A 25,893-nucleotide genomic window follows, 5' to 3' on the forward strand; every position below is an offset into this window, starting at 1 on the left:
TTTTAAATGGATCAATCAAATAGATGTTTCAAATCCCCGTAGCCTTCTTTTTCAAGATCATCCTTTGGGATAAACTTTAAAGCAGCTGAGTTAATACAATACCGAAGACCGTTTGGCCCTGGTCCATCAGGAAAAACATGACCTAGATGAGAATCAGCAGTTTTACTGCGAACCTCTGTCCGCACCATTCCATGACTCGTATCAACCTTCTCTGCTACTTCTTCCTCTTCAAGCGGTTTTGTAAAACTTGGCCATCCGCAGTGGGCATCAAACTTATCTAAAGAAGAAAAAAGCGGCTTTCCTGAAATGATATCCACATAGATACCTTCTTCTTTATGATCCCAAAATTCATTTTGAAATGGCGGCTCTGTGCCATTATTTTGCGTGACTTCGTACTGCATGTGATTTAATTCTTTTATACGCTTTTCTTTTTCATTTGCCATTATTTATCACTCCAATGGGACTCAATAAAACCGGCTCTGCCCGAACCGACATGATATCGTTCGTAGTGCATTTTGTTTTTCTTATAATAATGCTGATGATATTCCTCTGCTGGATAAAAAGGACCTGCGTCTAAAATTTCTGTAACGATTGGCTTTTTGAAAATCCCGCTTTGGCTCAGCTGCTCTTTCGATGCTTCAGCTAGCTTTCGCTGCTCGTCATGATGAACATAAATACCTGTACGGTAAGATTCCCCTCTATCGCCAAATTGCCCGCCATCGTCTGTTGGGTCTATTTGCTGCCAATACAGCTCTAGCAGCTTCTCATATGGGAACACGTCAGGGTCAAACGTAATTTGAACCGCTTCTCTATGACCCGTTGTATTTGTACATACTTCCTCATAGGTCGGATTCACTGTATGTCCGCCAGTATACCCTGATTCAACTTTGATAATGCCCGGCTGTTCATCAAAAGGTTTAACCATACACCAGAAGCATCCTCCTGCAAATGTGGCTAATTCTTGTTTTTCAGACATATTAGTGCCCCCTTCATTTAAAAAATGGTATCATCATATTATAACATGATAAAAAATAATGAAAATGATACGACTTGTATACCAAAATAAAAGAAAGCATTACGTCGTATCTTTAAAATATAATGGGGGTTTAATGATTGGAACAAAGAAAACAAATGATGTACGAAATGGACACTTTACTGAGAACCGTATTTAAGCAGATCCGTTATGAAATTAACAGCCTGCTCGAAAACGAATTATCTCGGAATGAATTTCTTATTTTAAATCTGCTGCGTGAGCAAGGTGCAAAAAAAGTAACGGAATTCGCTTCCATTCTTGGAGTGTCAGCAAGTCATATTACCGCTGTGACTGACACACTCGTAGAAAAAGGCTGGATCACCCGTATCCGCTCAAAAGAGGACCGCCGCATCATCAAAATCCACTTAACCGATAAGGGTAAGGAAATTACTGAGCATTTTGAGAAAAAGAAAACGGAATACTTTATGGAGCGATTTGAATCATTTGATGACGAAGAACTAAAAACCATGATCAAATTATTTAAAAAGCTGGATAAAAGTCAAAAGGATTAAGCATAGATTTTAGCGCTCAGGACATGCTACGGATAAAAAGAGGTGGAAATGAACCATGACAAGCCCTTACCTTTGTCCAAACTGTAAAACAAACAGAACGCGCTTTAATCTCATTGAGCAGCTTTCAGAACCTGTCAAGCTAGATCCAGCAACAGGAGCAGTTGTCGAAAGATACGAAGGAGAACAGCTGTCTCCTTTTCACTTGAGCTATCAAGGTCCTCAAATGAAAGTCCAGTGCGGTGTTTGTGGTTTAATTGAGGATGAAAAAACGTTCATTAAACTAGCTGAATATCATCAATATTCTTCTCCTTCTTAACATGCCGGCCTGACGGAATACGTCAGGCTTTTTTCTATGCTTCTTTTGCCTATACAGATCGTCTTTTTCATGCATACGCTACAAAAAACACCATTGCATGAGAAAGAAGGGATTGATGACATGCAGCAGCTCTTTTATCATGACTTTCCATATCGGCCATTCGCTGACACCTACGAGCATCTTCAAAGCAGCCCTTCATCAAAAGCCTTTATTCGATTATTTCACGCTGCACCAGATCTCAGTGAGCTTGCTGTTTATGTGAACCGGAAGCAGGTAATGAAACCAATGCCTTACAGCCATTTGACCGCTTATATGGAGTGGGATGAGGGAATGTATGAAATAGAAGTGTTCAAACTGGCTACAAATGAGAGAATTCTTCATTCCCGCATTCGATTTAAGAGCGGCGAGGTCTACACATTATGTATCACAGGTGCCCGTGCAGGCTTTGCACTGCTGACTGAGCAGCAGACTCCTTTGATCAAACAAGAAGACCTGTCAGCACTTACATTTGTGCAGCTGTCTCCGGACCTTCCTTCTATAGATATATATGAACGAGACCAAGGGATCATATCGAAGGAGCTTGATTATGTAAACAGCACCCACATTCAACATTTCTCTCCAAATAAATATCATTTTGAATTGAAAGCCGCCGGCACTCAAAGTGTACTGCTTGATATACCAAAAGTTCATCTGCAAACAAAGCGTGCATACCTGATTCTGCTTCATGGTTTTGCTAACGGAGAACCTGAACTTATGGCAAAGGTGGTCTTGTCTCGGCAACTATAAAAAAGAGCCTTTCCTAAAATGGAAAAGGCTCCTTACGAGACATCTTCAGCTTTTTCTTGCTTTTGAAAATCAAAAGCAAGAATCATCGTGCCAAGAAATAATGCACAGTAGGCAATATTTAAGTAAAACTGATCGATATTTTCTGCTTTTAAAGCATTGGCAGCTGTTATGCCGAAGTACGCAGCAAATAAAAACGACAGTAAACTAAAATATTGATAGACTCGCTTCATGATAACACTCCTGACTCACACGTTCTATTGCTTTGGATGATAATATGAAAATTCAATTTCATCGTTCTGTAGATCAATTTTGTTTGCTTTCACATACATATCATTCGTCAGCGGCATTTCTGAAAGACGCACTTCAACCGTTTTTTGATCCGGTTTTACATGAACGAACTCTGGCAGCTCATAGAACTGACCCATGTAGCTTAAAACAAAACTAATCGGAATGCTCAATTGTCCAATTGAAAAGTCATCCACTTTCAAAAGCACATCACCATTATCTTCAACAGTTGGCGTAAATGAGACGTTTGCATCAATCGTTGAAGAGAAAGCTTTAATTGCGCCTGTTACTTTCACATCTTGATCGATTGCTACATGAAAGTCTGGCATATCATTTGATCCTTGATTTTTCAAATAATCATTCACAAAGCTGGTGAGTGATTCCTTTGAGCTGGATATATTAAAAGCATATTCGCTTTTCACTTCTTTGGTTGAAGCGGATTGACCGCCTGGCAGCAGCATCAAAATACCGCAGCCAATCACAATCAATAGATTGATTGCAAGTAAAATAAAAAATAAGCTTTTCCATTTTTTCATCTGTTTCACCCTATTCCTTCGGCAGTCCTTCTTTTTTCACTTCGGAGAATAAACGATTTGCCATAAGAGAGTACCCCTTTTGGTTTGGGTGGAAATCATCTTCTGCCAGTAATTTTTCATCAGAACCTTCTTCAAATAAATCTGCTACATTGACCATATCCGCATTGCCGTCTTTTTTGAGTTCCTTTTTGGCAGCGGCATTCCAGTCTTGAACGACTTCATCAATATCTCGCAGCTCAGACAAACTGAATTTAAAAGGATTGTACATGCTGACATACATGATTTTCGCATGGTCATTCTGTTCTCTCAGTTGAGCAAGAATGGTTTTAAAGCGCTCTTCAAAAGGACCCTGCTCTTTTTGAAAAGGAGCAAACGTCAAATTAAGCACATTTTGACGGACAACATGCATGAGATCATTCCCGCCGATCGTAAAGAAAATATAGTCAGCGTCTTTCAGTCCGTCCTGCACCTTTTTTTCTTTTAATCTTTTTAATAAATCTACTGTTCTACTGCCTTTAATGGCATAGTTTTTTAATGTGACAGACTGCACGCCGTCCACTGCTTCTATCTTGTCACGGGTCATACCTGCATAGCCTTTTTTATCTTGATCTCCGATTCCTTCTGTTAAGGAATCTCCAACCGCTGCGATGGTAATATGTTCTTTTACTTTTGGTGTGTCTTCTAGTTTATCCTTTATGCCAGCCTCTTGCGCGGAACATGCAGAAAGAACAAAAGCTAGAGACATCACAATCAAAATCAAACGAGCCTTCAAACGATGATGTCCCTCCTTTTTCTGATTAAAAAAGTGTATCATGTTTTCGCCCATTTGAACATCCTTATGCTAGCTTCGGTTCAGCGTTTTGATGTCCTTGATGATGTCATCATAAGGTGTGTTTTGCACCCCATCATAGTTTTTCATCACTTTCCCATCTTGATTGACAAGGAAAAACAGGGACTGATGAATCACTTGGTCTTCATCTTCAGGTTTTTTTACAATGGTTTTAAAACTTTTCATTGCGAATTTTTCAATTTCTGACTGTGAATACCCAGTGAGAAAATCCCAATTTTTAAAGGACAATGGATAGGCTTTTGCAAATTCCTTTAGCTTTTTCGGTGAATCGACCTCTGGGTCCACGCTAAAGGAAATGATATGCGCTTCCAATTTTTCTTCTTTTAACCGTTTTTGCAGCTCTGTCATATGAGCAGTCATCGGCGGACAAATCGTTTCACAGCTTGTGAAAATAAAATCAGCGACCCATACTTTCCCCTTCAAATCATCCAATGACACCTTTTGGCCATCTTGGTTTTCAAACTCAAACGGCTCTATTTGATAATTTAAAGCATCCTTGATTTGTCCATTTGAACATGAGACTAAAAGAAGCACGCTTACCATCATAAGCGCACCAAGTAAGGCTCCCCTTTTTCTATACATGATATGTCCATCCCCTTTTTCTATCAATCGGTATAAAAAGTAAAGCCTATTGCGCCCTTTCCAGTATGACACGAAATAATCGGTGTTGTGTAGGCGATGTCAATCAGTGCTTCAGGTGTGTGATCAAGCAGCGCTTTTTTTAGCTTTTCAGCGAGTTCTAATGCATCTGCATGTGCGATCCCAATGGCTTGAACTGTTTTTCCCTTCACCGCCTGTACATACTGTTTTGTCAGATGGCGGACAAGCGCAGAGTAGCTTCTCACATTCGCTTCTGGCGTATATACCCCGTCTGTTAAGCTGGCAATAGGTTTGATGTGAAGAAGTGAGCCGATGAGCGCCTTTCCTCTTCCAATTCTGCCGCCTTTGACGAGATTTTCTAATGTATCGATCGTGACATATAGCTTTGTTTGATGACGGATTTTATCTAATTCTGTGATAATATCTTCACGGCTTGCACCCTTTTTGGCTAGTTCTGCTGCTTTGATGACTTGAAATCCTAATCCATAGGAAATAAAATTCGAATCAATTACCGTGATATTTCCATCTACCATTTTCGAAGCGCTTTCAGCAGTTTGAACAGTACCACTCATTCCACCAGTTAAATGGATACTGATCACTTCACTTCCATCTACCGTCAGCTTTTCATATAATTCGACGAATTGACCGATCGCAGGTTGAGACGTTTTCGGCAGTTCCTCAGCGGCCTCCATTTTTTCAATAAATTCATCTGGCTGTATATTCACTCGGTCAATATAATCAACTCCAGAAATGGAGATATTGAGCGGAATCACGTGAATGGAAAGATCATTGATTTTTTCTTGCGGAAGGTCCACAGTTGAATCTGTTACAATTTTAATTTGTTTCACTATCGTCTCATCCTTGCTGTCTTAGTCTTTACTTATGATATTACCTTATTTCCTGCACACTTGAAAACAACTGACCTAACGTTTTTGAAATTGTCACATTTTCTTCTTGTCATGAAAAAAATCCTTGCCAAACTGAGCAGCTGCCATTTCAAAATGGCTACCTCCCCCTTTTGACAAAGATTTCTGCTTACGCATTGTGTTTCAGTGTAGGCTCCTGATAGATCTGTTCATATGTGCTCCACTTGACGTTACGTTTCACATCCTCTCTGAAAGAGTACACAGCTCTCTTTCCTTTAGATACATAGACTTTTTTCAAGAAAGCTTCAAGTCTAAAGGTGAGCATGAAACGATACGTCTCATCTCCCTTTAGAACAGGGACTTCTGTTACCTTGATCTGAGCTCCATCCATCCGTCTAAAACATATTGTTTTGAGCAGCACAAACGATCAATCCTCTTTTCCAATTATCTGTTAAGCCTAAATAAATAGGTGGAATAAATCTTGATCTTTATTCACTTCAACATAGTGGAAGCCTTTTTTATCCATCCGCTCAATCAGCGCTGCATAGTCATCTTTTTCTTTCAATTCGATGCCGACTAGCGCAGGACCTTTGCTTCGGTTATTCTTTTTCGTATATTCAAAGCGTGAGATATCATCATTTGGCCCTAACACTTCATCTAAAAATTCACGAAGCGCTCCTGCTCTTTGCGGAAAATTGACAATAAAGTAATGTTGAAGCCCTTCATAGATCATCGAGCGTTCTTTGATTTCCTGCATTCTGCCGATGTCATTATTTCCTCCACTGACAATACAGACAACATTTTTCCCTTTGATCTCCTCGCGATGAGCATCTAATGCTGCGATCGGCAATGCGCCAGCCGGTTCTGCTACAATCGCACATTGATTATACAGCTCTAAAATCGTTGTACATACTTTCCCTTCTGGTACAAGACTGATTTTATCGACAACAGACTGAAGCGATGTAAACGTCTTTTCGCCAATCCGCTGAACCGCTGCTCCGTCTACAAACTTATCAATCGAATCAAGTGTCACAACCTCGCCCTTCTCATGCGAGGCATGCAGTGAAGCTGCGCCAAGCGGTTCGACTGCAATGATTTCGGTTTCTGGTGAGATATTTTTGATATATGTACCAACACCAGATAACAGACCTCCACCTCCGACACTTGCAAATAAAAAGTGAGGCTCCACCTCGATATCATTTAAGATTTCGACAGCAGTCGTTCCTTGTCCTGCCATCACATCCAGATCATCAAACGGATGGATAAATTCGCGCTTCTCTTCATCTCCGCATTTTACGGCTTCATGATACGAATCATCAAACGTATCTCCGGTTAAGATAATTTCAACATATTCTTTTCCGAACAGCTCCACTTGTGATACTTTTTGCCTTGGCGTCGTAGCAGGCATAAAGATTTTCCCGTGGATGCCTAAATATTTACAAGAATAGGCAACACCCTGCGCGTGATTTCCAGCACTTGCACAGACAATGCCATTTTCTAGTTTATCTTTTGGAAGCTGGCTCATTTTATTAAAAGCGCCTCTTAATTTAAAGGAACGAACTACTTGAAGATCCTCTCTTTTTAAGTAGACATTGCATTCATATCGTTCAGAAAGTCGCTCATTTTTTTGAAGTGGTGTATGAATGACTACATCCTTCAAATTTTGATGGGCTTTTAAGATGTCTTTCACTTGAATTAGCGTATTTTCTTTGAGCAACGGTTTCATGTACAAGATCCTTTCTCTTTAACCTTATTTAATTTGTCATTATAACATGAATATTCAAAAAATAAACCAATAGATCACCGATCCATCATAAATTTTATAAACTTTTTCGTTTTCCTGTACATTTGTTTTAATTGGGTGTTACAATTGAACCAATTAGAACCACAAAGAAAGGAATCACCCAATGGCCACTCAATCATTCGCATCTATCTATGGAGATCATCAAGATATCAAGCATGCAATTCATCTGGCAAAACAATTTTCGAAAAACGAACAGCCGGTCTTGATAACAGGAGACATCGGCACAGGCAAAACGCTATTCGCCCAAGAAATGGCGAACGTATCTGTTCCACACGCATCACTGACACACATGTATTGCCCCATCTTGAATGAAGAAACCTTACAGAAAGCCTTCACAGAAAAAAACAATCATATTCTTTATTTAGATGAAATCGGTGCATTAAGTATTTCTATGCAGCACCAGGTCATTCACTTTCTAGAAACGTCACCTGCAACAAAAGTAATCGCTTCTTCGTCTTTATCAATAGAGGCACTCAGGGTTTCTTCTACCTTTTTACCCGAGCTGTTTTATCGTCTGAATGTTCTTCATTTGGCCCTTCCAGCTCTAGCCGAACGAAAAACAGATATTCCTGTGTTAACAAATGCTTTCTTTCAAAAGCTGAACATGGCACCTGATATTGATCCAAGTGTTTGGGAAGCCTTGCAGCAGTATCCATTTGAAGGAAATGTCCAAGAACTCAAAAATATTGTTCATTACGCTGCGTCCATACTCGAGGGCCAAACGGTATTTTTACATCATTTACCGCCCTTTGTGTTAGCACCTCTTCCCTCAGCCGTAAAAGGAAAAAAGGAAGAGCACCAGCTCACACTAATGGAAAAACAAGAGTTTGTTTTCTTGCTGGAAGCCATTAAATCTCTCAATGAAAAAGGAGAAGCAGCCAGCAGGCGCATCTTGTCTGAATTAAGCAAACAAGGAGACATCCCGCTGACCCCTCAGCAGGTGAGAAACCGCTTAGATGATCTTGAGAAAAAAGCATACGTGACAAAAGGAAAAGGCAGGGCCGGAACGAAGATTACACTTGAAGGTCTTTCATTCCTGAAGTCGCTTGATGGTTATATACCGGTTCAATAAAAGGAGGACATCCATTGTTTACTGTAAAAGAAGAAATTGCAAACGCCATTACACATGGCATTGGTGTTATTTTATCCATCCCAGCTATTGTGTTTCTCGTCTTATTCGCTGTTCAATACGGCACCGTCACAGACATTATCAGCTTTTCGATATTTGGTGCATCCATGCTGCTGCTCTATTTAAGCTCAACCCTGCTTCATAGCATTCGGCACAAAAAAACAAAAGATATTTTTGAAATTCTCGACCATTCGGCTATTTATGTATTGATTGCTGGTACATATACACCCTTTTTACTTGGACCACTAAAAGGTGCACTGGGTTATACACTCCTTGTGATTGTATGGGCGCTTGCTGCTGGTGGGATTGTCTTTAAAATCTTTTTCGTCAAACGCTTTATTATCGTATCTACCCTTGTCTATTTATTAATGGGCTGGATGATCATCATTGCCATCAAACCGCTTTATATCCAATTAACAGGTGCAGGATTTGGACTCTTGCTGTTAGGCGGTATATTATATTCGGTCGGAACCATCTTTTATATTTGGCGGAAAATCCCTTATCATCATGCGATTTGGCACAGCTTTGTTCTCGGCGGCAGTGCATCGATGTTCTTCTGTATTTTATTCTATTGCGTAAACATTCCTGCTGCATGAAAAAAACCAGCATCCACTATTTGGATGCTGGTTTTTTCTATGCACGTTTTTGTGCGTAATCACTGATCATGACAGGTGCTTTAATATGAATATCGACATTAACAGGACGCAGTCTTTTCACGAACTTCCCCGTTAAAAGACGATCCGTTCCGCTTGTTTCAATTGGTACAAGCGGACAATCGTATTCTTCAGCAAGCGCCTCTGCAATATGACGATACGCTTCTGAGAGCAATAGACTCTGCCCAGACATGATTCTTTCCTTTGCTTCTTCTAATAAGGCCTCATCCGTTTGATTCTGATGAATGACCGCCATTTTTTTGAGCCATTGTTTTAAAATCGGATACCGAAAGAGCTTCGGCTTTGCCATAAAAGCAAATGGCTTCTCAAGGTGGCCGATCAATAATGTCGTCGTGACTGGATTCAGCTCTTTTGTGACATAAATAACCGGGCCATCTGGCAGCTTCTTTTGCTGATGAATGGTCATGACTGATCCTGATTGATCAATACATCCCCGGGCAAACCTTTTTGCATGCTCATGAATGAGATGCATTCGTTTCGTATAGGAAATGCGTGGATCCGTTAATTCATGATCGTACAAATGCCTCATACTTTTTAAAAAGGATACAACAACATAAATCGTTAAAAACCAATAACGAAACAACCGTACTCCTCCTACTCACTTATCCTTTTTTGTCATAGACGACAAATTCATAATTGTAGGGGTTCTTTTCGTCACGATGGCCTTTTACGCGTGATACAATCGTCCATTCATCTTCATTGTAATACGGGAAATAGCGGTCTCCTTCAAACGCATGGTGAATGTGCGTGATATAGAGACGATCCGCATATGACATCATTTCTTCATACAGCTTAGACCCGCCAATGATAAATAGCTCTGCCTCACTTTCCGCAATTGCCAAAATGTCAGCAATTGAATGAACAACCTCGCATCCTTCTGCTTTAAAAGAAGAACTTGTGGTCAGCACAATGTTTCGGCGGTTAGGCAGCGCTCGTCCAATCGATTCAAAGGTTTTTCTGCCCATGACAATCGTATGACCGCCTGTGACTTTTTTAAAATACGCTAAATCTGCTGGTAAATGCCAAGGCATTTGATTATCTTGACCAATGACTCTATCTTTACCTGTCGCCACAATCATGGAAATCATACACTGACTTCTCCTTTAATATGCGGATGCGGATCATAGTTCTCAAGCACAAAATCATCGAACGTAAAATCAAAAATGCTCTTTACATCTCTTGTAATACGAAGTGTAGGAAGCGTGCGTTCCTCGCGCTCTAGCTGCATTTTCACCTGTGGAAGATGATTTTGGTAAATATGAGCATCTCCGAGTGTATGAATAAACTCTCCTGGCTCAAGATTTGTGACTTTGGCAATCATCATCGTTAGAAGAGCATATGAAGCGATATTAAATGGCACGCCTAAAAAGATATCTGCCGATCTTTGATATAGCTGACAGGAAAGCTTCCCGTTTGATACGTAAAATTGAAACAGACAATGACAAGGAGGCAGCGCCATTTGATCAATTTCCCCCGGGTTCCAAGCACTGACGATCAGTCGTCTTGAATTCGGGTTGTGCTCAATATCATGAATCAGCTTTGCGATCTGATCCACTGTCTCGCCGTCTCCGCTCGCCCATGATCTCCACTGTGCACCGTACACACGGCCCAGCTCTCCATTTTCATCTGCCCATTCGTTCCAAATCCGGACACCATTTTCTTGAAGATATTTGACATTTGTATCACCTTTTAAAAACCAAAGCAACTCATGAATGATTGATTTCAGGTGTAATTTCTTTGTGGTTAAAAGAGGAAACCCTTCCTGTAAATCAAATCTCATCTGATAACCGAACGTGCTGATTGTACCTGTACCCGTTCTGTCACCTTTTTCATCCCCGTGCTGTAATACATGACGGCATAACTCTTTGTATTGTTTCATTTTTTTCATCCTTTATTTATGTTCTTGTTGTAGTTTACCTTATTTCAGCATTTCTTGAAACCAAAAAAACACGCCTGCATGATGAGCAGACATGTTTTTCTTTTTATGCTTGATTCACTCGTTCCTGCTCTTCATCCTTAATATCTTGGTGTGAGTGAGCAATGCGGCTTGCAGCTGCTGCGGCAAGTGCAGCGACTAGGTCATCAAGGAAAGTATGCACTTCACCTGGACGGCCTTCATCTAATTCACGAATAATACCAAATTTCTCTTTATCTAAATAACCGAAGTTGGTCAAACCGATTGATCCATATACATTGACAATGGAAAGCGGAATAATCTCATCAATTCCATATAGCGGCTCATCTGTTTCAACTAAGTGCTGTAAAGGTTCTGGCAAAAGCTTTTTTTCTGCAAGCTGATCAAGGGCAAGTCCTGTTAAAACTGCATGGACAATTTCTCTTTTATTCAGCACTTTTTCAACATTTTCAATACAGACACTAAGTGGAAGGTTTGGATGATATTTTTCTTGGAGCTTCAGCACAATGTGTGCGATATCTTCAATTTTCACTCCGCGATCGTTTAACATTTGTTTTGTAATCTGCACCATTTCGTTCATTGTATATTTTTTCAATTGGCATGACATCTCCTTCTAGTGGCTCATCCAGCTCGGCGGGGTGTTTTTATCCCAGTAAATATTACCGAGTTCATGATGCGTCTGGAATCCATCTTCTGCTGTATGGTAATGAAAGTTAAACCAATATCCGCTGTGAGGCGGCTGATCTCTTCTGACATGAAAACGGAGCAAATCTTCTCCGGTCTTGCGGTTGTAAATGTGGAAGATTTTTTCGCCATTTCCGCTTGAAGGCTGATCAGTTATCACAACATCTTGAAATTTTTCGTCATCTTTGAAATTTGTTAAATAGTCGGTTAACACTTGTTCAATCTTCGGCTGAATTTCTTCTCTGTACTCGTCCTCAATGACAGGTGTGATTTTACGGCCAAATTTGAGAAAGGATTGATTTTCTGCACTTGACAGCACCTCTTGCTTATATTGCTCAAAGGAGTCTATCTGCTCTTTGCTTTCCTCTTGCGTTAGTTCCCAGCTGCGCAATTCATCTGATGTATCATAAACAGCTGTATAAGGCGTTTTATCAGATGAAGAAAGTTCAGAGGGCTTGTCTGTCATCAAAGCCGGCGGAGGAGAGACTAAACCAAAAGTTGCAATCGTAAAGAGCACAACAAGCGTTTTTCTCATCCACATCTTCATGATATCTAATTCCTTCCATAAGTTATCATACTGCTATTCTAGCATATAATGAATTTTCAGTCATTCAATTTGGTCACCGATTTAAGACTTTCTTTTTTATAATAAAACGTTTACAATGGCAGTAAAGGCGACTAAAATTTGGGAGGAATGGGTATGCTTGAAGGTTTTTTTATTACGGCTTCCTTGCTGACATTATTTTATTTTGTCTATATGGAGATTACAGATTAAAAGCCCTGAATAAGGGCTTTTTTAGTTGCTCGACAAGGAATTAAAAAGAATTGTCTGCATAGCTGAACCTTTAGCGAGGGCTTTTTTCTTTCTCAATATATCCATAATGAAATTGGGCTGTTTTTCGTTTTAAAACGTGAAATTGATAAGAGTCTGCTAGAAATCGGGTGCTTTTCCAATGATCTTTTAAAACCACTCTTTTTCTCGCCACTCTCAGCGCTTCTTGGACGGCTGTTTCGTGGTCAAAGTAGTGCTCTGCCGCATGACGGAGCGGGGCGATACTTGCAGATTCTTGAATCGTCTCCTCAAACATCGGGTCAAAATAGACGACATCAATTGATTCATCAGAGAGCTTTTTTAGTTGCTCGATACTGTCTCCACTTACAACAGATATCCGTTTCATCGCTTCATCTGCCTCTCTTACCCCTGTCTCCCATGTGTTTAATCCTTCTCGGACTAGCAATGCTGTCATGGGATTCTTTTCGATTCCAATGACCTTTCCATTCGGACCTACTCGCATGCTGGCTGTAATGGCATCTGATCCTAGGCCAAGCGTACAATCTAAAAAGGAATCGCCTGGCCGAAGCTCCGTGGCTTCGATTAAAGGATCCTTTTCTCCGCGCATGAGCCGCTTCACCCTGAACATCGCTGAGCTTGGATGGAAGAAGAACTTTTCACCATTTGGCTGATACCATTCGAATCTTTCCTTCCCCACAACAAGGACGTCTCCTCGTTTCATCGCAAGCTGCTTGACGGATTGTTTGCGCCTTTCTACATACTCACCATGTAAATCCTCTGCAAGGGCTTTTGCTATTTCAATTGTTTGTTCATTTGCTCTAAAGCTTGTTGTGATAAGCATGCGGTTCCTCCATCATGATCAAGAAAAAATGCCCTGATTTGTTTACAGGACATTTCAACATGTGTATTAGCAATGTTTTTCGAATGCAGATAAGACGTTGTTCATGATGTCTTCCATTTCATGACCTTCAATTTCGTCACGCGGAATAAAATGAACGAGTTCATTTCCTTTTAAAAGTGCCATAGATGGAGACGATGGCTCTTCCCCTGTGAAGTATTCTCTCATTTTTGCCGTTGCTTCCCTGTCCTGACCAGCAAAAACTGTGACAATTCGATCTGGTGTTTTTTCTGCCTTCATCACAGCTTGTGTAGCAGCTGGGCGTGCTAAGCCGGCAGCGCACCCGCATACAGAATTGACAACGACAAATGTCGTTCCTTCTGCTTCTTGCATCGTTTGTTTTACTTCTTCTTCCGTTGTTAGTTCTTGAAATCCTGCACTTGTCAGCTCTTGACGCATCGGTACAACGAGCTGGCGCATATATTCTTCATATGCCATTGACATAAAAAAGCCCCCCTCTATAATCCTTATGTTGTGAATAAAGGATACTATAGAGAGAGCCAATTTTCAAATGTTCGATATCAGATTAAATTTTCATGATGCCGCCTGTATTGGCTGATGTCACAAGTTTTGAATATCTAGCAAGATAACCCGTTTTTACTTTTGGCTCAAAGCCTTTCCAGTTTGCTTTTCTTCTTTCCCATTCTTCCTCTGGAACATCTACGCTTAAAATGCGCTGCTCGATATCGACAACGACATGGTCACCATTTTCAACAAAGGCAAGCGGGCCGCCCTCAGCTGCCTCTGGAGAGACGTGTCCAATAGACAATCCGCGAGAAGCGCCGGAAAAACGTCCGTCTGTAATTAAAGCAACCTTTGGTCCAAGTCCCATGCCGACGATTTGTGAAGTAGGTGCAAGCATTTCAGGCATGCCAGGTCCGCCCTTAGGTCCTTCGTAGCGAATGATGACAACATGTCCTGCTTCTACTTTTCTATTAATGATACCTTCAAGGGCTTCTTCTTGGGATTCAAATACGATGGCAGGTCCCTCGTGGCGTGTGATCCCGTCTTGTACCCCGCCCGTTTTAATGATGGCTCCATCTGGCGCAAGGTTTCCAAATAAAACGGCTAAGCCGCCTTTTTCAGTAAATGGCTTGTCAATTGGATAAATGACGTTATAATCTTTTACCTCATGCCCCGCAATGTTCTCGCCAAGCGTTTTCGCAGTGACAGTCATTGTATCTAAATGAAGAGCTCCTTCTTTTTTAGACAATTCATTTAGTGCTGCTGTAACGCCGCCTGCTTCATGTAAATCCTCAATATAAACGTCTGAAGCTGGAGCAAGTTTTGATAAATGAGGCACACGTTCTGCTACTTCATTGATACGTTCAAGTGAATATTCAACACCTGCTTCATTCGCAATCGCCAATGTGTGAAGAACGGTATTGGTTGAACCACCAAGTGCCATATCTAATGCAAATGCATTATCAATTGCTTTTTCAGTGACAATATCCCGTGGTTTAATATCTTTTTTGATGAGCTCCATGAGTTGTTTTGCAGACTTCTTCGCAAATTCTCTTCGTTCTGGTGATGTCGCCAAAATCGTTCCATTTCCAGGAAGAGCGATCCCGAGTGCTTCCGCTAAACAGTTCATTGAGTTAGCTGTAAACATTCCTGAACAAGATCCGCAGGTTGGACAGCCAAACTGCTCTAATTCATTTAATTCCTCTTCATTGATTTTACCTGACTGGTATGCACCAACGCCTTCAAATACAGAAGAAAGAGAAATTTTTCTGCCATCACTTGTTCTACCCGCTTCCATCGGTCCCCCGCTCACAAAGACAGTCGGGATATTCACGCGCATCGCTGCCATCATCATTCCTGGTGTGATTTTATCGCAGTTAGGAATACAAACCATTCCATCAAACCAATGAGCAGATACAACGGTTTCCACAGAGTCCGCAATGATTTCACGGCTTGGCAATGAATATCTCATCCCGATATGACCCATGGCAATTCCATCATCGACGCCAATCGTATTGAATTCAAATGGAACCCCGCCAGCTTCACGAATGGCTTCCTTCACAATCTTCCCGAATTCCTGAAGATGGACATGTCCTGGGACAATATCAATATAGGAATTACATACGGCAATAAATGGCTTGCCGAAATCCTCATCCTTTACCCCCGCCGCTCTTAGTAAGCTTCGGTGAGGTGCTCTGTCGATTCCTTGTTTAATCATATTACTGCGTAGTTCTGCCATCTGTTTAAAAAGCCTCCTATACTACAAGTCTTGTTGACTGCATGATTTTGAGTTGATTTTATTTTACAAATTTTCTGTTTATTTAGCCACCTATGAATGACTGATGACTAACATGGCTGCTGAAGCAAGCGCTCAGCAAGGTTCGTGTCATAAAATCTGACCTCCAATATTCTATATTGGTACTACTATATAGAGTTTTTTCTCATATTTCAACAATATTCAAAATAATTTTTCTAAAAAAATTTTTCTGTCTATCGTTTTTAGAAAAACAAGCTGCTTTCATTGGCAGCTTGTTCATCTTTCTCATCATTCTGATGCATTCTTTCTACTTTCTGTCATTTGCTTCCATACTGAGCCTTTTGCTTCTTCTCCATGCTCAATGCGTTCAATCGCCATTTTGACTTGAAGACTGACTTCAAACTCAGGGTCTTGCTCTGCTTCTTTTAATGCTTCAAGTGCCGTTTCGTCCCCTTCTTCATAAAGGAACATAGCTGCACGCCAGCGAACGAGCTTACTCGGGTCCTTTAGTGCTGCGATCATGGCTTCGATAGCACTTGGGTCACCAAGGTCAGAAATACAGTCGCCAGCCGTTCTGCGGACCGTCACTGTTTTGTCTTCGAGCCCCTTATATAAAATAGGCAGAATGGCAGGATCTTCAATCATGCCAGCATTCACAACGGCTTGTCTGCGAATAGACGTTTTTGGATCCTCCATTGCTTTCATTAAAACAGGTATGTCCTTTAGCTCTGGCTGCATTTGCTCTAAATGGGCAAAACGTTTTTTCCAATCTTCCTCTTGCAGCATCTCTTCTGTTACATCATATGCCTTTCGGTTCACCTGTCTATCTACAGCTTCCTGACCTTCTTTAACCGCCTCTGTTAATCGGGCTAAACGCTCGTCATCATAGGCTGCTTGCAGCTCCTCTGTGACTTCCTGACCGATATCAGCAAATTCTCCAAAACGAACGCCGTGTTCTTTCCACACACGTTCAAACACGACATTGTCTGAGCTGCTTCTAAGCTTTAAAATGGCAGCTTGAAAACGTTCAGGCATGCCAAACCGTTCTTCTCTTTCACCGTCTGACAGTTTGACCTGCATTGGAATCCCATTAAACATTTGGACAAACACTTTCACTTCCCCAAATGTGTCATCGCCTGACTGAGATCCTTCCTGAAGACCTTCTGTTTCTTGCCCAAAGGCTTCTCTGACCTGTTGTAAAATACCCTGCCAGTCAAACTTTGCATTTCGCTCAACCGCTAAGAAATCTGCAACATGATAAACCCCTTTTACACCTTCAATGCTTAAAATACGCTTGATCATTTCTGGCGCTTCGTCTTTTTGTTCCTTTTTGTAGTTGTTGCTTTTACCGCCGGCAAGTGCTTCTGTCAAAATCACCTTCATGGTATTCGGACTTGGCGTTGGTTCTATTGCTGTTATTTTCATTGATATATCCTCCTTACACACATAAAGACCCTACTCATCTGTAAGGCCGCATTCTTCTTTCCACTTCTTGATAAATAAACTCATCAATTCATGCCGCTCATCAGCAAGCTGCTTTCCTGCATGAGAGTTCATCAAGTCTTTTAATTTGAGCAGTTTTTCTTCCATATGCTTTAGCACAGAGCCCTGCTGCGTGTCCTCTGTATAATGGGGCTCACCTGTAGCGCCAGCATACGTAAACACTCTAGCGATACCGCTTGCTCCTATCGCATCCAGCCTATCCGCATCTTGAACAATGGCCCCTTCTAACGTCATTGGCCTAAACTGCTTATGCCGATGTCGAAAAGACATCGTTGTAATAATGTCCATGATATAGCGGATATCCCGCGTGTCCAATTCCCACAAAAGGAGCTGATGCTCAAGCTGCTTTTCAGTGACCTTCCATTCACTTGACAGCTTTTCATCAATGACATCATGTACAATCGCCGCCATTTCGATGATAAAAAGAGAGCCGCCTTCCTGATTTGCAATACGAACGGCAAGCTGGCGCACACGAGAAACATGAGCCGCATCGTGTCCAGTCGGTTCATTCTTCAGCCTGTCTGAAACAAAGGAGGCTGCTGCCTCCAATTGTTTTCGCTGCATGACTGTCACCATCTTATTTGTTAAGCAGAGTGATGATTGAGCTTTCTAATTCTTTTGGTGGTGTTTTCGGAGAGAAACGTTCAGTGACTTCTCCGTTTTGGTCCACGATAAATTTGGTGAAATTCCATTTCACTGTTTTTGTCCCAAGCACACCTTTCGCTTCACTTGTTAAATGTTTGAACAGCGGGTGCGCCTCTTCGCCATTGACATCTACTTTCGCAAACATAGGAAAGGTCACTCCATAATTCAAAGAACAGAACTCTTGAATGGCTTCTTCTCCTTCTGGCTCTTGGTTCATAAATTGGTTACACGGAAATCCTAAAATTTCAAGGCCCTTTTCATGATATTGATCATATAGCTCTTGTAATTGTTTAAATTGAGGAGTCAGTCCACATTTGCTTGCTGTGTTTACAATAATGAGCACTTTTCCTTTGTAATCTGCCATCGATTTTTCCTGACCGTTAATGGTCTTGACCTGAATATCATAAATTGACATCTCATAGCCTCCTAGGATTCACTTTTTCCTATCGTAACATGCTTCTTTTAGAAAATCGCTTTTTATGCTCCCGTTTAAAAGAGTCCTGTCACACTGCCGTCTTCTAATAAATCCATTTCGAGAGCCGCAGGTTTTTTAGGTAAGCCAGGCATTGTCAAAATGCTTCCGGTTAAGGCTACAATAAACCCTGCTCCTACAGATGGCTTTAACTCTCGAATCGTAATGGTAAAGCCTTTAGGTCTGCCGATTAAAGCTGGATCATCTGAAAGAGAATATTGTGTTTTTGCCATACAAACCGGCAATTGAGCCCAGCCGTTTTCCTCAATGGCAGCCAGCTGCTTTCTTGCTTTAGTTGTGAGCGTGACCCCATCTGCCCCGTAAACCACTTTGGCCACTTTAGATAACTTTTCTTCGATGGAATCGTTCTCTTCATACAAATAGGTAAAGTTGTTCTTTTTCTTTTCAATGAGTGCTGCTAGTTCCTCGGCAAGAGCTGTCCCGCCATCTCCTCCTTCTTCCCATACATTCACGGCTTTGACTGGATGGCCATGTTTGCCGCACCAATCTTCTATCGCTTGAATCTCTTCTTTTGTATCCGTTATAAACCGGTTTACCGCCACAATATATGGAAGACCAAAAGCTTGCACGGTTTCAATATGCTTTTCTAAATTATGTATACCTTCTAATACGGCGTGTGCATTCTCTTCTTTGAGTTCGGTTTTCTTCATTCCGCCATGCATCTTTAATGCTCTCACTGTTGCGACAATGACAACTGCACTAGGTTTGAAATCACCAGCTCTTGTTTTAATGTGCAGGAACTTTTCTGCTCCAAGGTCTGCACCAAATCCAGCTTCTGTAACGACATAATCAGCTAATTTTGCTGCCATTTTGGTTGCAATTAAACTATTGCATCCATGTGCAATATTAGCAAAAGGACCGCCATGGACAAGGGCTGGGGTTCCTTCAATCGTTTGAACAAGGTTCGGTTTGAGTGCGTCTTTTAAAAGTAGCGTCAGAACACCTTCATATCCAAGTGCTCCCACTGTGACTGGCTCGCCTTCTTGATTATAGGCAACAACAATAGAAGAAAGACGTTTTTTTAAGTCGTTTAAGTCTTCTGCTAAACAGAGGATCGCCATCATTTCGGAAGCCACTGTAATATCAAATCCGTCTTCTCTAGGATACCCATTTAACTGACCGCCAAGTCCGACAACGACCTGTCGTAATGCACGATCGTTTAAATCAAGCACCCGCTTCCACACAATGCGCCGCGTGTCGATGCCGAGTTCATTTCCGTGATGGATATGGTTATCAATAAATGCAGATAAGGCGTTATGTGCAGATGTAATGGCATGAAAATCTCCTGTGAAATGAAGATTGATTTCTTCCATTGGCAGCACCTGTGAATATCCTCCGCCCGCTGCTCCGCCTTTAATCCCCATTGTAGGACCTAATGATGGCTCACGCATCGCAATGATCGCTTTTTTGCCAATTTTTTCGAAGGCTTGACCAAGGCCGACAGTTACGGTGGATTTCCCCTCACCTGCTGGCGTAGGGTTAATCGAAGTGACAAGAATCACGTGTCCTTCTTTTTGTTTCTTTAAACGGTCAAAAATAGTCAAAGATATTTTCGCTTTTGTGAAACCATAGCATTCTAATTCTTCGTCATGTATTTGCAGCTTTGCTGCGATGTCTTGAATCGGTCTCAGCTTAGCCTTTTGGGCAATGTCAATATCTGATAAATGCTTTGTGATCATAACAAAATGGCCTCCTTTTTTTACAGAAACAGCATTTTTTTTGCTCTATTTTTCATTGTAACATAATTGAAACATTGAAATATCGCCAGAAAGTTCCTATAATGAAGTGAAATTAGCTTTGGTTCAGGGGGTGGCGAGTTGCCTATTAACATACCAGTTCATCTGCCGGCAAAACAAATACTAGAGAGCGAAAATATTTTCGTCATGGATGAGACAAGGGCATTCAAGCAAGATATCCGTCCTTTGAATATCGTGATCTTAAATTTAATGCCAAAAAAAATACAAACTGAAACGCAGCTGCTGAGAATGCTCGGAAATTCTCCTTTACAAGTGTACTTTACGTTTTTGATTCCAAGTACACATACACCGAAGAATACGTCGAGAGAGCATCTAGATGAATTTTATACGACCTTTGAATCGATTCGCCATAAAAAATTTGATGGAATGATCATCACTGGCGCACCAATCGAGCACTTACCTTTTGAAGAAGTCTCTTATTGGAAAGAGCTGCAGGACATTTTGGACTGGAGTAAAACCAATGTGACGTCTACCCTTCATATTTGCTGGGGTGCACAGGCAGGTTTATATCACCATTACGGGATTGAAAAAATCAAGCTTCCCGAGAAAAAATTTGGCGTATTTGAGCATATTGTGAAAGAGAAAAAAGAAAGATTAGTCAGAGGTTTTGATGAAGTATACTATGTCCCACATTCTAGGCATACAGATATTAATACAGAACAATTAAAAAACACGCCGAATTTGAAAGTCTTGAGTATGTCTGAAGAAGCGGGTGTTTGTTTAATTGTTTCAGATGATGATAAACAAGTATTTTTAACTGGACATCCTGAATATGATACAGATACATTGATGCAGGAATATGAAAGAGATTTGTTGAAACATGATACAGTCCAAAAACCTGTCCACTATTTTATAGAAGATGGTGACACATTAATCCCAGTAAATCGCTGGAAAGCCCATGCAACCTTATTGTTTATGAATTGGCTTAATTATTATGTTTATCAAGAAACACCATACGTTTGGGAATAAAATAGACTGTGGTCTGATGATAAATCGTCAAAATGTGTTAAAATACAAATGGCTCTGTCTTCCATTATCAATTGAACCTGTTTGTTTTTTAAAATTAGTTTAATTCTTTCGTAACGAATGATATGCTCTAACTGTTTATATGTTATCTTTATGTATATGTAGACCTATGAGATTAATAGTTTTCGTACGAAGTTTTGTTGTTGTTGATTACATTTGAGGTGAATATTCTTGAATACCAATAAAAAAATATTAATCTTGACCGCAAATTATGGAAATGGACATATGCAGGTAGCAAAAACACTGTATGATGAATGCAAATCCCAAGGGTTTGAACATGTTGTAGTTTCTAATTTGTATCAAGAATCGAATCCCATTGTGTCAGAAGTGACTCAATATTTATACTTGAAGAGCTTTTCCATTGGGAAACAATTTTATCGCTTGTTTTATTACGGTGTAGATAAAATTTACAATAAACGTAAATTTAACATTTATTTAAAAATGGGAAATAAGCGTCTCGATGAATTAATTCAGTTACACAATCCGGACATCATCATTATTACATTCCCAATGATTGTGGTACCAGAATACCGAAACAAAACAGGTAAAGTGATTCCGACTTTTAATGTCATGACAGATTTTTGTCTCCATAAGATTTGGGTACATGAAAACATCGACCGATACTATGTTGCAACCGATTATGTGAAACAAAAATTAGTGGAAATCGGCACACATCCAAGCGATGTCAAGGTGACAGGTATTCCTATTAGACCACAGTTTGAAGCAGACGTGCCAAAATCGATGATCTATAAGAAATATGGATTATCATCAGGTAAAAAAGTTCTTCTCATCATGGCCGGTGCTCACGGTGTACTAAAAAATGTGAAGGAATTATGTGAGGCGCTGCTTCTCGACAGTGAAGTACAAATTGTTGTTGTATGCGGAAAGAACGCCGCGCTGAAACAATCGCTTAGCGTTCTTGAACAAGCACACCCAGATCAATTGAAGGCGCTTGGATATGTGGAACAAATTGATGAATTGTTCAGAGTAACAGATTGTATGATTACAAAACCAGGCGGCATTACTTTAACAGAAGCAACTGCAATCGGTGTCCCGGTCATTCTTTATAAGCCTGTCCCTGGTCAAGAAAAGGAAAATGCTCATTTCTTTGAGGATTATGGCGCTGCCATTGTCATTAACAGACATGAAGACATTTTAGAATCTGTGACCAACTTGCTTCAGGATGAAGAAAAATTAGAAACAATGAAACAAAACATGAAAAAACTGCACTTAAAACAATCTTCTCAAACCATTTTGGAAGATATCGTCGAGCAGTCAGATCTCATCATGAATAACAAAACTTATGCTCGCGCATTATCATAAAAAGGTGTCCGTCATTGACGGACACCTTTTCTTCATCCTTGATTTCCATTTGTTGTGTATACTTCTTCAAACGGCTGAACGACAACAAAGCCGCTTCCGGTAAACTTCATTTGAATGGACTCTCCGCTTCCCCTGCCAATAAAAGTTTTAAAGGAAACATCTGTCACAAATTCAGTTTTTAAATCCCCTGACCACGCAACAGTCGCATTCGGATCTGTATAAACAGAGTCACCCGGCTGAACAATGAGTGTCAGCGGCTCATAATGACTTGTGATTGCTACTAAGCCTGGCCCTTCTAATTTGACATTAAATAATCCACCTGCAAGCATGCCAGACACTTTTTTCATCAATTTGATATCCCAGCGGACAGATGGTTCAAACGCGAGCAGATCGTTTCCATTCACAAAAATGGATTCTCCTTGAGCCAAACGAAGAATCGAGATTTTTTTACCTTGATCTGCCACATATAATTTCCCATCACCTGTCGCCTTCATGAGTGAGGTGCCTTCTCCTGAGAGCATTTTTTTGAACATCTTTGAAACGCCGTGCTCAAAAACACCCTCACGTTCAAATTTGATTTTCCCTCGATAGGAAACCATGGAACCCGTTTTTGCCCAAATCGTGTCAGTCAAATTAATTTCTAAAAGTCTTGGTGTTTCAAGTTCGAAGACCCCTTCTCCTTTATCTTCTTGCTGCGTATTCTGAACAAATTCTTCAAGTGTATAACGATTCATGATTGCACCTCTTTCTGTATTTTTTTTATATACGGACAAGCTGCACGTGAGGTTCCGAAAAGAACGTTCTATATTTCATTGTTATTCACCAAAAAAACAAAAAAATCAAACATTCTGCTCAAAATTTGGCTCGCCTGCTTGACGCTTTACTTTTGATGGTGTATAGTGGAACCATCATTTAACAACTGCAAAGCCGTTAGGTGATGAAAATTTTTTTTAGTATGCCAAAAGGTGTGCTACAGTACTAGGAGGAAAAAGCAATATGCAAAACGGTAAAGTAAAATGGTTCAATAATGAAAAAGGTTTCGGCTTCATTGAAGTTGAAGGCGGAGACGATGTATTCGTTCACTTCACAGCTATCGAAGGTGACGGCTACAAGTCTTTAGAAGAAGGACAAGAAGTTTCTTTTGAAATCGTTGAAGGTAATCGTGGACCTCAAGCTGCAAACGTAACAAAACTTTAATCAACTAAATCAATGATGAAACGACAAAATAAAGAGAGGCTTATGCCTCTCTTATTTGATTTTCAGCTGAATTTCAATGGCTAAAATATTTTGCTTCAGTCGTTGTTCAATTTCAGAAATATCTTTTTCGAGAAAAGGTCTTCCCTTCTTTGCTACATCTACTAGCTGCTCTAGATCGCTGTATACCTCTTGAAATGTTCGATGTAATACCGTTTCGAAATCCTTATTATCCATGCCGGCCTTCCCCTTTTCCTCTATTATCCGTCACTTAGTCAAAAAGTAACTCAACCAAAACTTTCTATAGTTATATCGGCTCATTTTTTAGAATATGTTCTTTTTTCACACATTCTCTTCGTGTTTTTTTCATGAACGGATGTTTGAGCAGGGAAAACCGGGTCACAGGTGCTTACTTTTTAAGCAGTGTCTGTCCGTATTCTTTTATTTTCTCTCCTACTGTGCATTGCTGAATACAAAAGGAATGGGCGTATTTTTTGCCATATTCCTTTCGGAAGTGCTTCTTAATCAAACAATCTGAACAATACGTGTCTTGGAGATCCGTCAATTCTTGTACTGCTGTTTTTTTATCCACATTATTCAGCTCCGTCTGCTTCTAATTTCAATTTACTTTCAATTGGAACGTCTGCAAGCATCTGCCTTGCAAGCTGATCCGCTTCTGCATTTTGTTTACGATCGATGACTTCATAGGTTGGCGTAAGCCTCAGCTCTTTTAAAGCCGATTCAATCCGGTCGAGCCATTTGTTATGTATATCATCATAACAAGGCCATTCTCCTTTTAATTGATTCATGACAACAAGTGAATCGCCTCTAATCGTGACAGAATTTCTGCTTGCTCCAAGGTCTTTTAATGCTTTGACTGCCTCAAATAAAGCCGCATACTCTGCTTCATTATTGGTGGTTCCTTTGAAGGGCTGATTTTTTCTCAAACGATAAGCATCTTCTCCGAGCTTATAGTAGACGACAACCCCAAGACCAGAGTCGCCTGTTTCTTTGTGAAAACTTGCATCAAAATAGACCTGAAGCTGATCAGGTTCAAGCTTTAGTTCTTCATTTAGCTTTTCAAGTTCTTTAATAGACCACATCGCCCCTTTTTCATCTTCAAATGATAGGAGGGACTGTGGTTCTTTTTTATCGATATGTTTGGCTAAAATCAAGGCCTCTTTTAGCTCCATCCAATCTTCTTGGAAAAAAGCAATGGACCCAATCGATTTCACTTTCATTGTATAGTGTGCTCTTAATTTCATTGATCACATCGCCTTCCCGTGCTTTTAAGGTAAACATACGTTATGCTATAATCAAAAAGTTACATTTTACAATGAGAAAGGAAGTTCATGTCACTTGTTTAATGAAGGTATTTGGATCTTATTTGCAATCATTAATTTTATCATTGTTCTTCTATTTTATAAAGGATTTGGCAAGATGGGCCTTTTCGTCTGGATTGGCTTTGCGACGGTTGCTGCAAATTTACAAGTGGTCAAAACCGTTGAATTGTTTGGCTTAACGGCAACACTTGGAAACATTTTATACGGCAGTGTATTCTTTGCAACGGACGTATTGAATGAAAAATATGGACAAAATGAAGCGAGAAAAGCTGTCTGGATTGGCTTTGCCACCCTTTTAACGCTAACCGTTGTCATGCAAGAGGCTTTACTTTTCCATCCCGCTCCATCTGACATTTCTCAAACATCGCTGGAAACCATATTTGGCTTTATGCCAAGGGTCGCACTTGGCAGTCTTGCTGCTTATATCATCAGTCAAATGTTAGATGTTTATGTATATTCGTTTATTCGCCGGATATTTCCTTCTGATGGTGCGCTCTGGGTGCGCAACGCTGGAAGTACGATGATCAGCCAGCTGCTTGATACACTGATCTTCACAACCATTGCCTTTCTTGGCACCTATCCATTTCATGTATGGATCGAAATCTTCATCACGACTTATGTGATTAAATTTATCGTCGCCGCGATTGGGACACCATATGCGTATGCAGCGAAAAGAATGGTTCCGCTTGATGAAAGGGTGAAATAAA

At 40.5% G+C, this 25,893-nt stretch carries 34 protein-coding genes; 9 read left to right on the plus strand and 25 right to left on the minus strand.

Features of this window, described 5'->3' with window-relative positions:
• Window positions 1-11 precede the first annotated feature (11 nt).
• Together msrB and msrA are read right to left on the minus strand one after the other, a co-directional pair.
• A complete protein-coding gene (gene msrB / locus EV579_RS05805; protein ID WP_073205983.1) occupies window positions 12-443 on the minus strand; it encodes a peptide-methionine (R)-S-oxide reductase MsrB in 432 nt (143 codons plus the stop codon).
• On the minus strand, window positions 443-976 hold the full coding sequence (gene msrA / locus EV579_RS05810) for a peptide-methionine (S)-S-oxide reductase MsrA (protein ID WP_024422720.1): 534 nt from the start codon (window positions 974-976) through the stop codon (window positions 443-445). Before msrA ends, msrB begins: the two co-directional genes overlap by 1 nt.
• Window positions 977-1,113: 137 nt before the next feature.
• On the opposite strand from msrA, the gene EV579_RS05815 reads away from it, so the two are divergent.
• The 3 genes from EV579_RS05815 to EV579_RS05825 all read left to right on the plus strand — a co-directional run bounded on the left by EV579_RS05815 (window position 1,114) and on the right by EV579_RS05825 (window position 2,647).
• On the plus strand, window positions 1,114-1,545 hold the full coding sequence (locus tag EV579_RS05815; protein ID WP_007500780.1) for a MarR family transcriptional regulator: 432 nt from the start codon (window positions 1,114-1,116) through the stop codon (window positions 1,543-1,545).
• A 55-nt stretch (window positions 1,546-1,600) separates the two neighbouring features.
• Window positions 1,601-1,861, plus strand: a complete 261-nt coding sequence (locus tag EV579_RS05820) for a hypothetical protein (protein WP_024422721.1) — start codon at window positions 1,601-1,603, stop codon at window positions 1,859-1,861.
• A gap of 69 nt (window positions 1,862-1,930) precedes the next feature.
• Entirely contained in the window at window positions 1,931-2,647 is a 717-nt protein-coding gene (locus EV579_RS05825) for a DUF4397 domain-containing protein (protein WP_235356883.1), read from the plus strand.
• 32 nt (window positions 2,648-2,679) lie between these two features.
• On the opposite strand, the gene ypmT is transcribed toward EV579_RS05825, so the two are convergent.
• From ypmT to ilvA, 7 genes are all read right to left on the minus strand, one after another.
• The gene (gene ypmT / locus EV579_RS05830; protein ID WP_024422723.1) at window positions 2,680-2,877 is read right to left on the minus strand and encodes a protein YpmT; all 198 of its coding nucleotides are present in this window, start codon (window positions 2,875-2,877) and stop codon (window positions 2,680-2,682) included.
• Between the two features lie 24 nt (window positions 2,878-2,901).
• Entirely contained in the window at window positions 2,902-3,468 is a 567-nt protein-coding gene (locus tag EV579_RS05835; RefSeq protein ID WP_024422724.1) for a YpmS family protein, read from the minus strand.
• 10 nt (window positions 3,469-3,478) lie between these two features.
• Window positions 3,479-4,240: an SGNH/GDSL hydrolase family protein gene (locus tag EV579_RS05840; protein ID WP_024422725.1), complete on the minus strand. Its 762-nt coding sequence runs from the start codon at window positions 4,238-4,240 to the stop codon at window positions 3,479-3,481.
• A gap of 69 nt (window positions 4,241-4,309) precedes the next feature.
• The gene (locus EV579_RS05845; protein WP_044335178.1) at window positions 4,310-4,900 is read right to left on the minus strand and encodes an SCO family protein; all 591 of its coding nucleotides are present in this window, start codon (window positions 4,898-4,900) and stop codon (window positions 4,310-4,312) included.
• A 23-nt stretch (window positions 4,901-4,923) separates the two neighbouring features.
• Window positions 4,924-5,766: a DegV family protein gene (locus EV579_RS05850; protein WP_044335180.1), complete on the minus strand. Its 843-nt coding sequence runs from the start codon at window positions 5,764-5,766 to the stop codon at window positions 4,924-4,926.
• A 187-nt stretch (window positions 5,767-5,953) separates the two neighbouring features.
• Entirely contained in the window at window positions 5,954-6,205 is a 252-nt protein-coding gene (locus EV579_RS05855) for a YpmP family protein (RefSeq protein ID WP_024422728.1), read from the minus strand.
• A gap of 36 nt (window positions 6,206-6,241) precedes the next feature.
• A complete protein-coding gene (gene ilvA, locus EV579_RS05860) occupies window positions 6,242-7,510 on the minus strand; it encodes a threonine ammonia-lyase IlvA (RefSeq protein ID WP_044335204.1) in 1,269 nt (422 codons plus the stop codon).
• Between the two features lie 181 nt (window positions 7,511-7,691).
• Between ilvA and EV579_RS05865 the strand changes: the two genes are divergently transcribed.
• A complete protein-coding gene (locus tag EV579_RS05865) occupies window positions 7,692-8,660 on the plus strand; it encodes an AAA-type ATPase lid domain-containing protein (protein ID WP_133744121.1) in 969 nt (322 codons plus the stop codon).
• 14 nt (window positions 8,661-8,674) lie between these two features.
• Window positions 8,675-9,313 (plus strand): PAQR family membrane homeostasis protein TrhA, encoded by a 639-nt coding sequence (gene trhA, locus EV579_RS05870; RefSeq protein ID WP_133744122.1) that lies wholly within the window; start codon window positions 8,675-8,677, stop codon window positions 9,311-9,313.
• 37 nt (window positions 9,314-9,350) lie between these two features.
• Here trhA and EV579_RS05875 read toward each other — a convergent pair whose 3' ends face one another.
• The 12 genes from EV579_RS05875 to EV579_RS05930 all read right to left on the minus strand — a co-directional run bounded on the left by EV579_RS05875 (window position 9,351) and on the right by EV579_RS05930 (window position 20,222).
• Complete coding sequence (locus EV579_RS05875; RefSeq protein ID WP_133744123.1) at window positions 9,351-9,974, minus strand: lysophospholipid acyltransferase family protein; 624 nt, start codon at window positions 9,972-9,974, stop codon at window positions 9,351-9,353.
• A 19-nt stretch (window positions 9,975-9,993) separates the two neighbouring features.
• The gene (locus EV579_RS05880; RefSeq protein ID WP_133744124.1) at window positions 9,994-10,479 is read right to left on the minus strand and encodes a dihydrofolate reductase; all 486 of its coding nucleotides are present in this window, start codon (window positions 10,477-10,479) and stop codon (window positions 9,994-9,996) included.
• The gene (locus tag EV579_RS05885; protein ID WP_024422734.1) at window positions 10,476-11,270 is read right to left on the minus strand and encodes a thymidylate synthase; all 795 of its coding nucleotides are present in this window, start codon (window positions 11,268-11,270) and stop codon (window positions 10,476-10,478) included. Before EV579_RS05885 ends, EV579_RS05880 begins: the two co-directional genes overlap by 4 nt.
• A 103-nt stretch (window positions 11,271-11,373) precedes the next feature.
• Window positions 11,374-11,901, minus strand: a complete 528-nt coding sequence (locus EV579_RS05890) for a phosphatidylglycerophosphatase A family protein (RefSeq protein ID WP_024428140.1) — start codon at window positions 11,899-11,901, stop codon at window positions 11,374-11,376.
• A gap of 18 nt (window positions 11,902-11,919) precedes the next feature.
• A complete protein-coding gene (locus EV579_RS05895; protein ID WP_122631012.1) occupies window positions 11,920-12,537 on the minus strand; it encodes a YpjP family protein in 618 nt (205 codons plus the stop codon).
• A gap of 298 nt (window positions 12,538-12,835) precedes the next feature.
• A complete protein-coding gene (locus EV579_RS05900; protein WP_133744125.1) occupies window positions 12,836-13,624 on the minus strand; it encodes a class I SAM-dependent methyltransferase in 789 nt (262 codons plus the stop codon).
• A gap of 66 nt (window positions 13,625-13,690) precedes the next feature.
• Window positions 13,691-14,125, minus strand: coding sequence for a BrxA/BrxB family bacilliredoxin (locus EV579_RS05905; protein ID WP_133744126.1), 435 nt, complete (start codon window positions 14,123-14,125; stop codon window positions 13,691-13,693).
• Window positions 14,126-14,207: 82 nt separating this feature from the next.
• Window positions 14,208-15,884 (minus strand): dihydroxy-acid dehydratase, encoded by a 1,677-nt coding sequence (ilvD, locus tag EV579_RS05910; RefSeq protein WP_024422739.1) that lies wholly within the window; start codon window positions 15,882-15,884, stop codon window positions 14,208-14,210.
• A gap of 306 nt (window positions 15,885-16,190) precedes the next feature.
• On the minus strand, window positions 16,191-17,327 hold the full coding sequence (locus EV579_RS05915) for a conserved virulence factor C family protein (protein WP_122631014.1): 1,137 nt from the start codon (window positions 17,325-17,327) through the stop codon (window positions 16,191-16,193).
• Window positions 17,328-17,357: 30 nt separating this feature from the next.
• Complete coding sequence (locus EV579_RS05920) at window positions 17,358-17,969, minus strand: HD domain-containing protein (protein WP_225315528.1); 612 nt, start codon at window positions 17,967-17,969, stop codon at window positions 17,358-17,360.
• 13 nt (window positions 17,970-17,982) lie between these two features.
• On the minus strand, window positions 17,983-18,465 hold the full coding sequence (locus EV579_RS05925) for a glutathione peroxidase (RefSeq protein ID WP_103132017.1): 483 nt from the start codon (window positions 18,463-18,465) through the stop codon (window positions 17,983-17,985).
• A 74-nt stretch (window positions 18,466-18,539) separates the two neighbouring features.
• Window positions 18,540-20,222, minus strand: a complete 1,683-nt coding sequence (locus EV579_RS05930; RefSeq protein ID WP_133744127.1) for a formate--tetrahydrofolate ligase — start codon at window positions 20,220-20,222, stop codon at window positions 18,540-18,542.
• A gap of 138 nt (window positions 20,223-20,360) precedes the next feature.
• On the opposite strand from EV579_RS05930, the gene metA reads away from it, so the two are divergent.
• A complete protein-coding gene (gene metA / locus EV579_RS05935; RefSeq protein ID WP_024428133.1) occupies window positions 20,361-21,269 on the plus strand; it encodes a homoserine O-acetyltransferase MetA in 909 nt (302 codons plus the stop codon).
• Between the two features lie 228 nt (window positions 21,270-21,497).
• Complete coding sequence (locus tag EV579_RS05940) at window positions 21,498-22,649, plus strand: diglucosyl diacylglycerol synthase (protein WP_133744128.1); 1,152 nt, start codon at window positions 21,498-21,500, stop codon at window positions 22,647-22,649.
• Window positions 22,650-22,681: 32 nt separating this feature from the next.
• On the opposite strand, the gene EV579_RS05945 is transcribed toward EV579_RS05940, so the two are convergent.
• Window positions 22,682-23,383 (minus strand): AIM24 family protein, encoded by a 702-nt coding sequence (locus EV579_RS05945; RefSeq protein WP_034280509.1) that lies wholly within the window; start codon window positions 23,381-23,383, stop codon window positions 22,682-22,684.
• A gap of 262 nt (window positions 23,384-23,645) precedes the next feature.
• Here EV579_RS05945 and cspD point away from each other — a divergent pair, with 262 nt between their 5' ends.
• Window positions 23,646-23,846 (plus strand): cold-shock protein CspD, encoded by a 201-nt coding sequence (gene cspD / locus EV579_RS05950; protein ID WP_024422747.1) that lies wholly within the window; start codon window positions 23,646-23,648, stop codon window positions 23,844-23,846.
• A gap of 51 nt (window positions 23,847-23,897) precedes the next feature.
• Here cspD and EV579_RS05955 read toward each other — a convergent pair whose 3' ends face one another.
• The 3 genes from EV579_RS05955 to EV579_RS05965 all read right to left on the minus strand — a co-directional run bounded on the left by EV579_RS05955 (window position 23,898) and on the right by EV579_RS05965 (window position 25,108).
• Entirely contained in the window at window positions 23,898-24,080 is a 183-nt protein-coding gene (locus tag EV579_RS05955) for a hypothetical protein (protein ID WP_008346368.1), read from the minus strand.
• A 172-nt stretch (window positions 24,081-24,252) separates the two neighbouring features.
• Window positions 24,253-24,435 (minus strand): zinc-finger domain-containing protein, encoded by a 183-nt coding sequence (locus tag EV579_RS05960; RefSeq protein ID WP_024422748.1) that lies wholly within the window; start codon window positions 24,433-24,435, stop codon window positions 24,253-24,255.
• A 1-nt stretch (window position 24,436) separates the two neighbouring features.
• On the minus strand, window positions 24,437-25,108 hold the full coding sequence (locus tag EV579_RS05965) for a ribonuclease H family protein (RefSeq protein WP_073206013.1): 672 nt from the start codon (window positions 25,106-25,108) through the stop codon (window positions 24,437-24,439).
• 94 nt (window positions 25,109-25,202) lie between these two features.
• Here EV579_RS05965 and EV579_RS05970 point away from each other — a divergent pair, with 94 nt between their 5' ends.
• Window positions 25,203-25,892, plus strand: a complete 690-nt coding sequence (locus EV579_RS05970; RefSeq protein WP_041085802.1) for a queuosine precursor transporter — start codon at window positions 25,203-25,205, stop codon at window positions 25,890-25,892.
• The last annotated feature ends 1 nt before the right edge of the window (window position 25,893 follow it).

Source organism: Bacillus sp. BK450 (assembly GCF_004364885.1).
GTDB classification, from domain to species: Bacteria; Bacillota; Bacilli; order Bacillales; family Bacillaceae; genus Bacillus; species Bacillus safensis.

Excerpts from the sequence above, each read along its gene's own strand:
- msrB (WP_073205983.1), bottom strand. The coding sequence starts at position 443 with ATGGCAAATGAAAAAGAAAAGCGTATAAAAGAATTAAATCACATGCAG.
- msrA (WP_024422720.1), bottom strand. The coding sequence starts at position 976 with ATGTCTGAAAAACAAGAATTAGCCACATTTGCAGGAGGATGCTTCTGG.
- EV579_RS05820 (WP_024422721.1), top strand. The coding sequence starts at position 1,601 with ATGACAAGCCCTTACCTTTGTCCAAACTGTAAAACAAACAGAACGCGC.
- EV579_RS05825 (WP_235356883.1), top strand. The coding sequence starts at position 1,931 with ATGCATACGCTACAAAAAACACCATTGCATGAGAAAGAAGGGATTGAT.
- ypmT (WP_024422723.1), bottom strand. The coding sequence starts at position 2,877 with ATGAAGCGAGTCTATCAATATTTTAGTTTACTGTCGTTTTTATTTGCT.
- EV579_RS05835 (WP_024422724.1), bottom strand. The coding sequence starts at position 3,468 with ATGAAAAAATGGAAAAGCTTATTTTTTATTTTACTTGCAATCAATCTA.
- EV579_RS05845 (WP_044335178.1), bottom strand. The coding sequence starts at position 4,900 with ATGTATAGAAAAAGGGGAGCCTTACTTGGTGCGCTTATGATGGTAAGC.
- ilvA (WP_044335204.1), bottom strand. The coding sequence starts at position 7,510 with ATGAAACCGTTGCTCAAAGAAAATACGCTAATTCAAGTGAAAGACATC.
- EV579_RS05865 (WP_133744121.1), top strand. The coding sequence starts at position 7,692 with ATGGCCACTCAATCATTCGCATCTATCTATGGAGATCATCAAGATATC.
- EV579_RS05880 (WP_133744124.1), bottom strand. The coding sequence starts at position 10,479 with ATGATTTCCATGATTGTGGCGACAGGTAAAGATAGAGTCATTGGTCAA.
- EV579_RS05885 (WP_024422734.1), bottom strand. The coding sequence starts at position 11,270 with ATGAAACAATACAAAGAGTTATGCCGTCATGTATTACAGCACGGGGAT.
- EV579_RS05895 (WP_122631012.1), bottom strand. The coding sequence starts at position 12,537 with ATGAAGATGTGGATGAGAAAAACGCTTGTTGTGCTCTTTACGATTGCA.
- EV579_RS05900 (WP_133744125.1), bottom strand. The coding sequence starts at position 13,624 with ATGCTTATCACAACAAGCTTTAGAGCAAATGAACAAACAATTGAAATA.
- EV579_RS05905 (WP_133744126.1), bottom strand. The coding sequence starts at position 14,125 with ATGTCAATGGCATATGAAGAATATATGCGCCAGCTCGTTGTACCGATG.
- ilvD (WP_024422739.1), bottom strand. The coding sequence starts at position 15,884 with ATGGCAGAACTACGCAGTAATATGATTAAACAAGGAATCGACAGAGCA.
- EV579_RS05915 (WP_122631014.1), bottom strand. The coding sequence starts at position 17,327 with ATGAAAATAACAGCAATAGAACCAACGCCAAGTCCGAATACCATGAAG.
- EV579_RS05920 (WP_225315528.1), bottom strand. The coding sequence starts at position 17,969 with ATGCAGCGAAAACAATTGGAGGCAGCAGCCTCCTTTGTTTCAGACAGG.
- EV579_RS05925 (WP_103132017.1), bottom strand. The coding sequence starts at position 18,465 with ATGTCAATTTATGATATTCAGGTCAAGACCATTAACGGTCAGGAAAAA.
- EV579_RS05930 (WP_133744127.1), bottom strand. The coding sequence starts at position 20,222 with ATGATCACAAAGCATTTATCAGATATTGACATTGCCCAAAAGGCTAAG.
- EV579_RS05945 (WP_034280509.1), bottom strand. The coding sequence starts at position 23,383 with ATGAATCGTTATACACTTGAAGAATTTGTTCAGAATACGCAGCAAGAA.
- cspD (WP_024422747.1), top strand. The coding sequence starts at position 23,646 with ATGCAAAACGGTAAAGTAAAATGGTTCAATAATGAAAAAGGTTTCGGC.
- EV579_RS05955 (WP_008346368.1), bottom strand. The coding sequence starts at position 24,080 with ATGGATAATAAGGATTTCGAAACGGTATTACATCGAACATTTCAAGAG.
- EV579_RS05965 (WP_073206013.1), bottom strand. The coding sequence starts at position 25,108 with ATGAAATTAAGAGCACACTATACAATGAAAGTGAAATCGATTGGGTCC.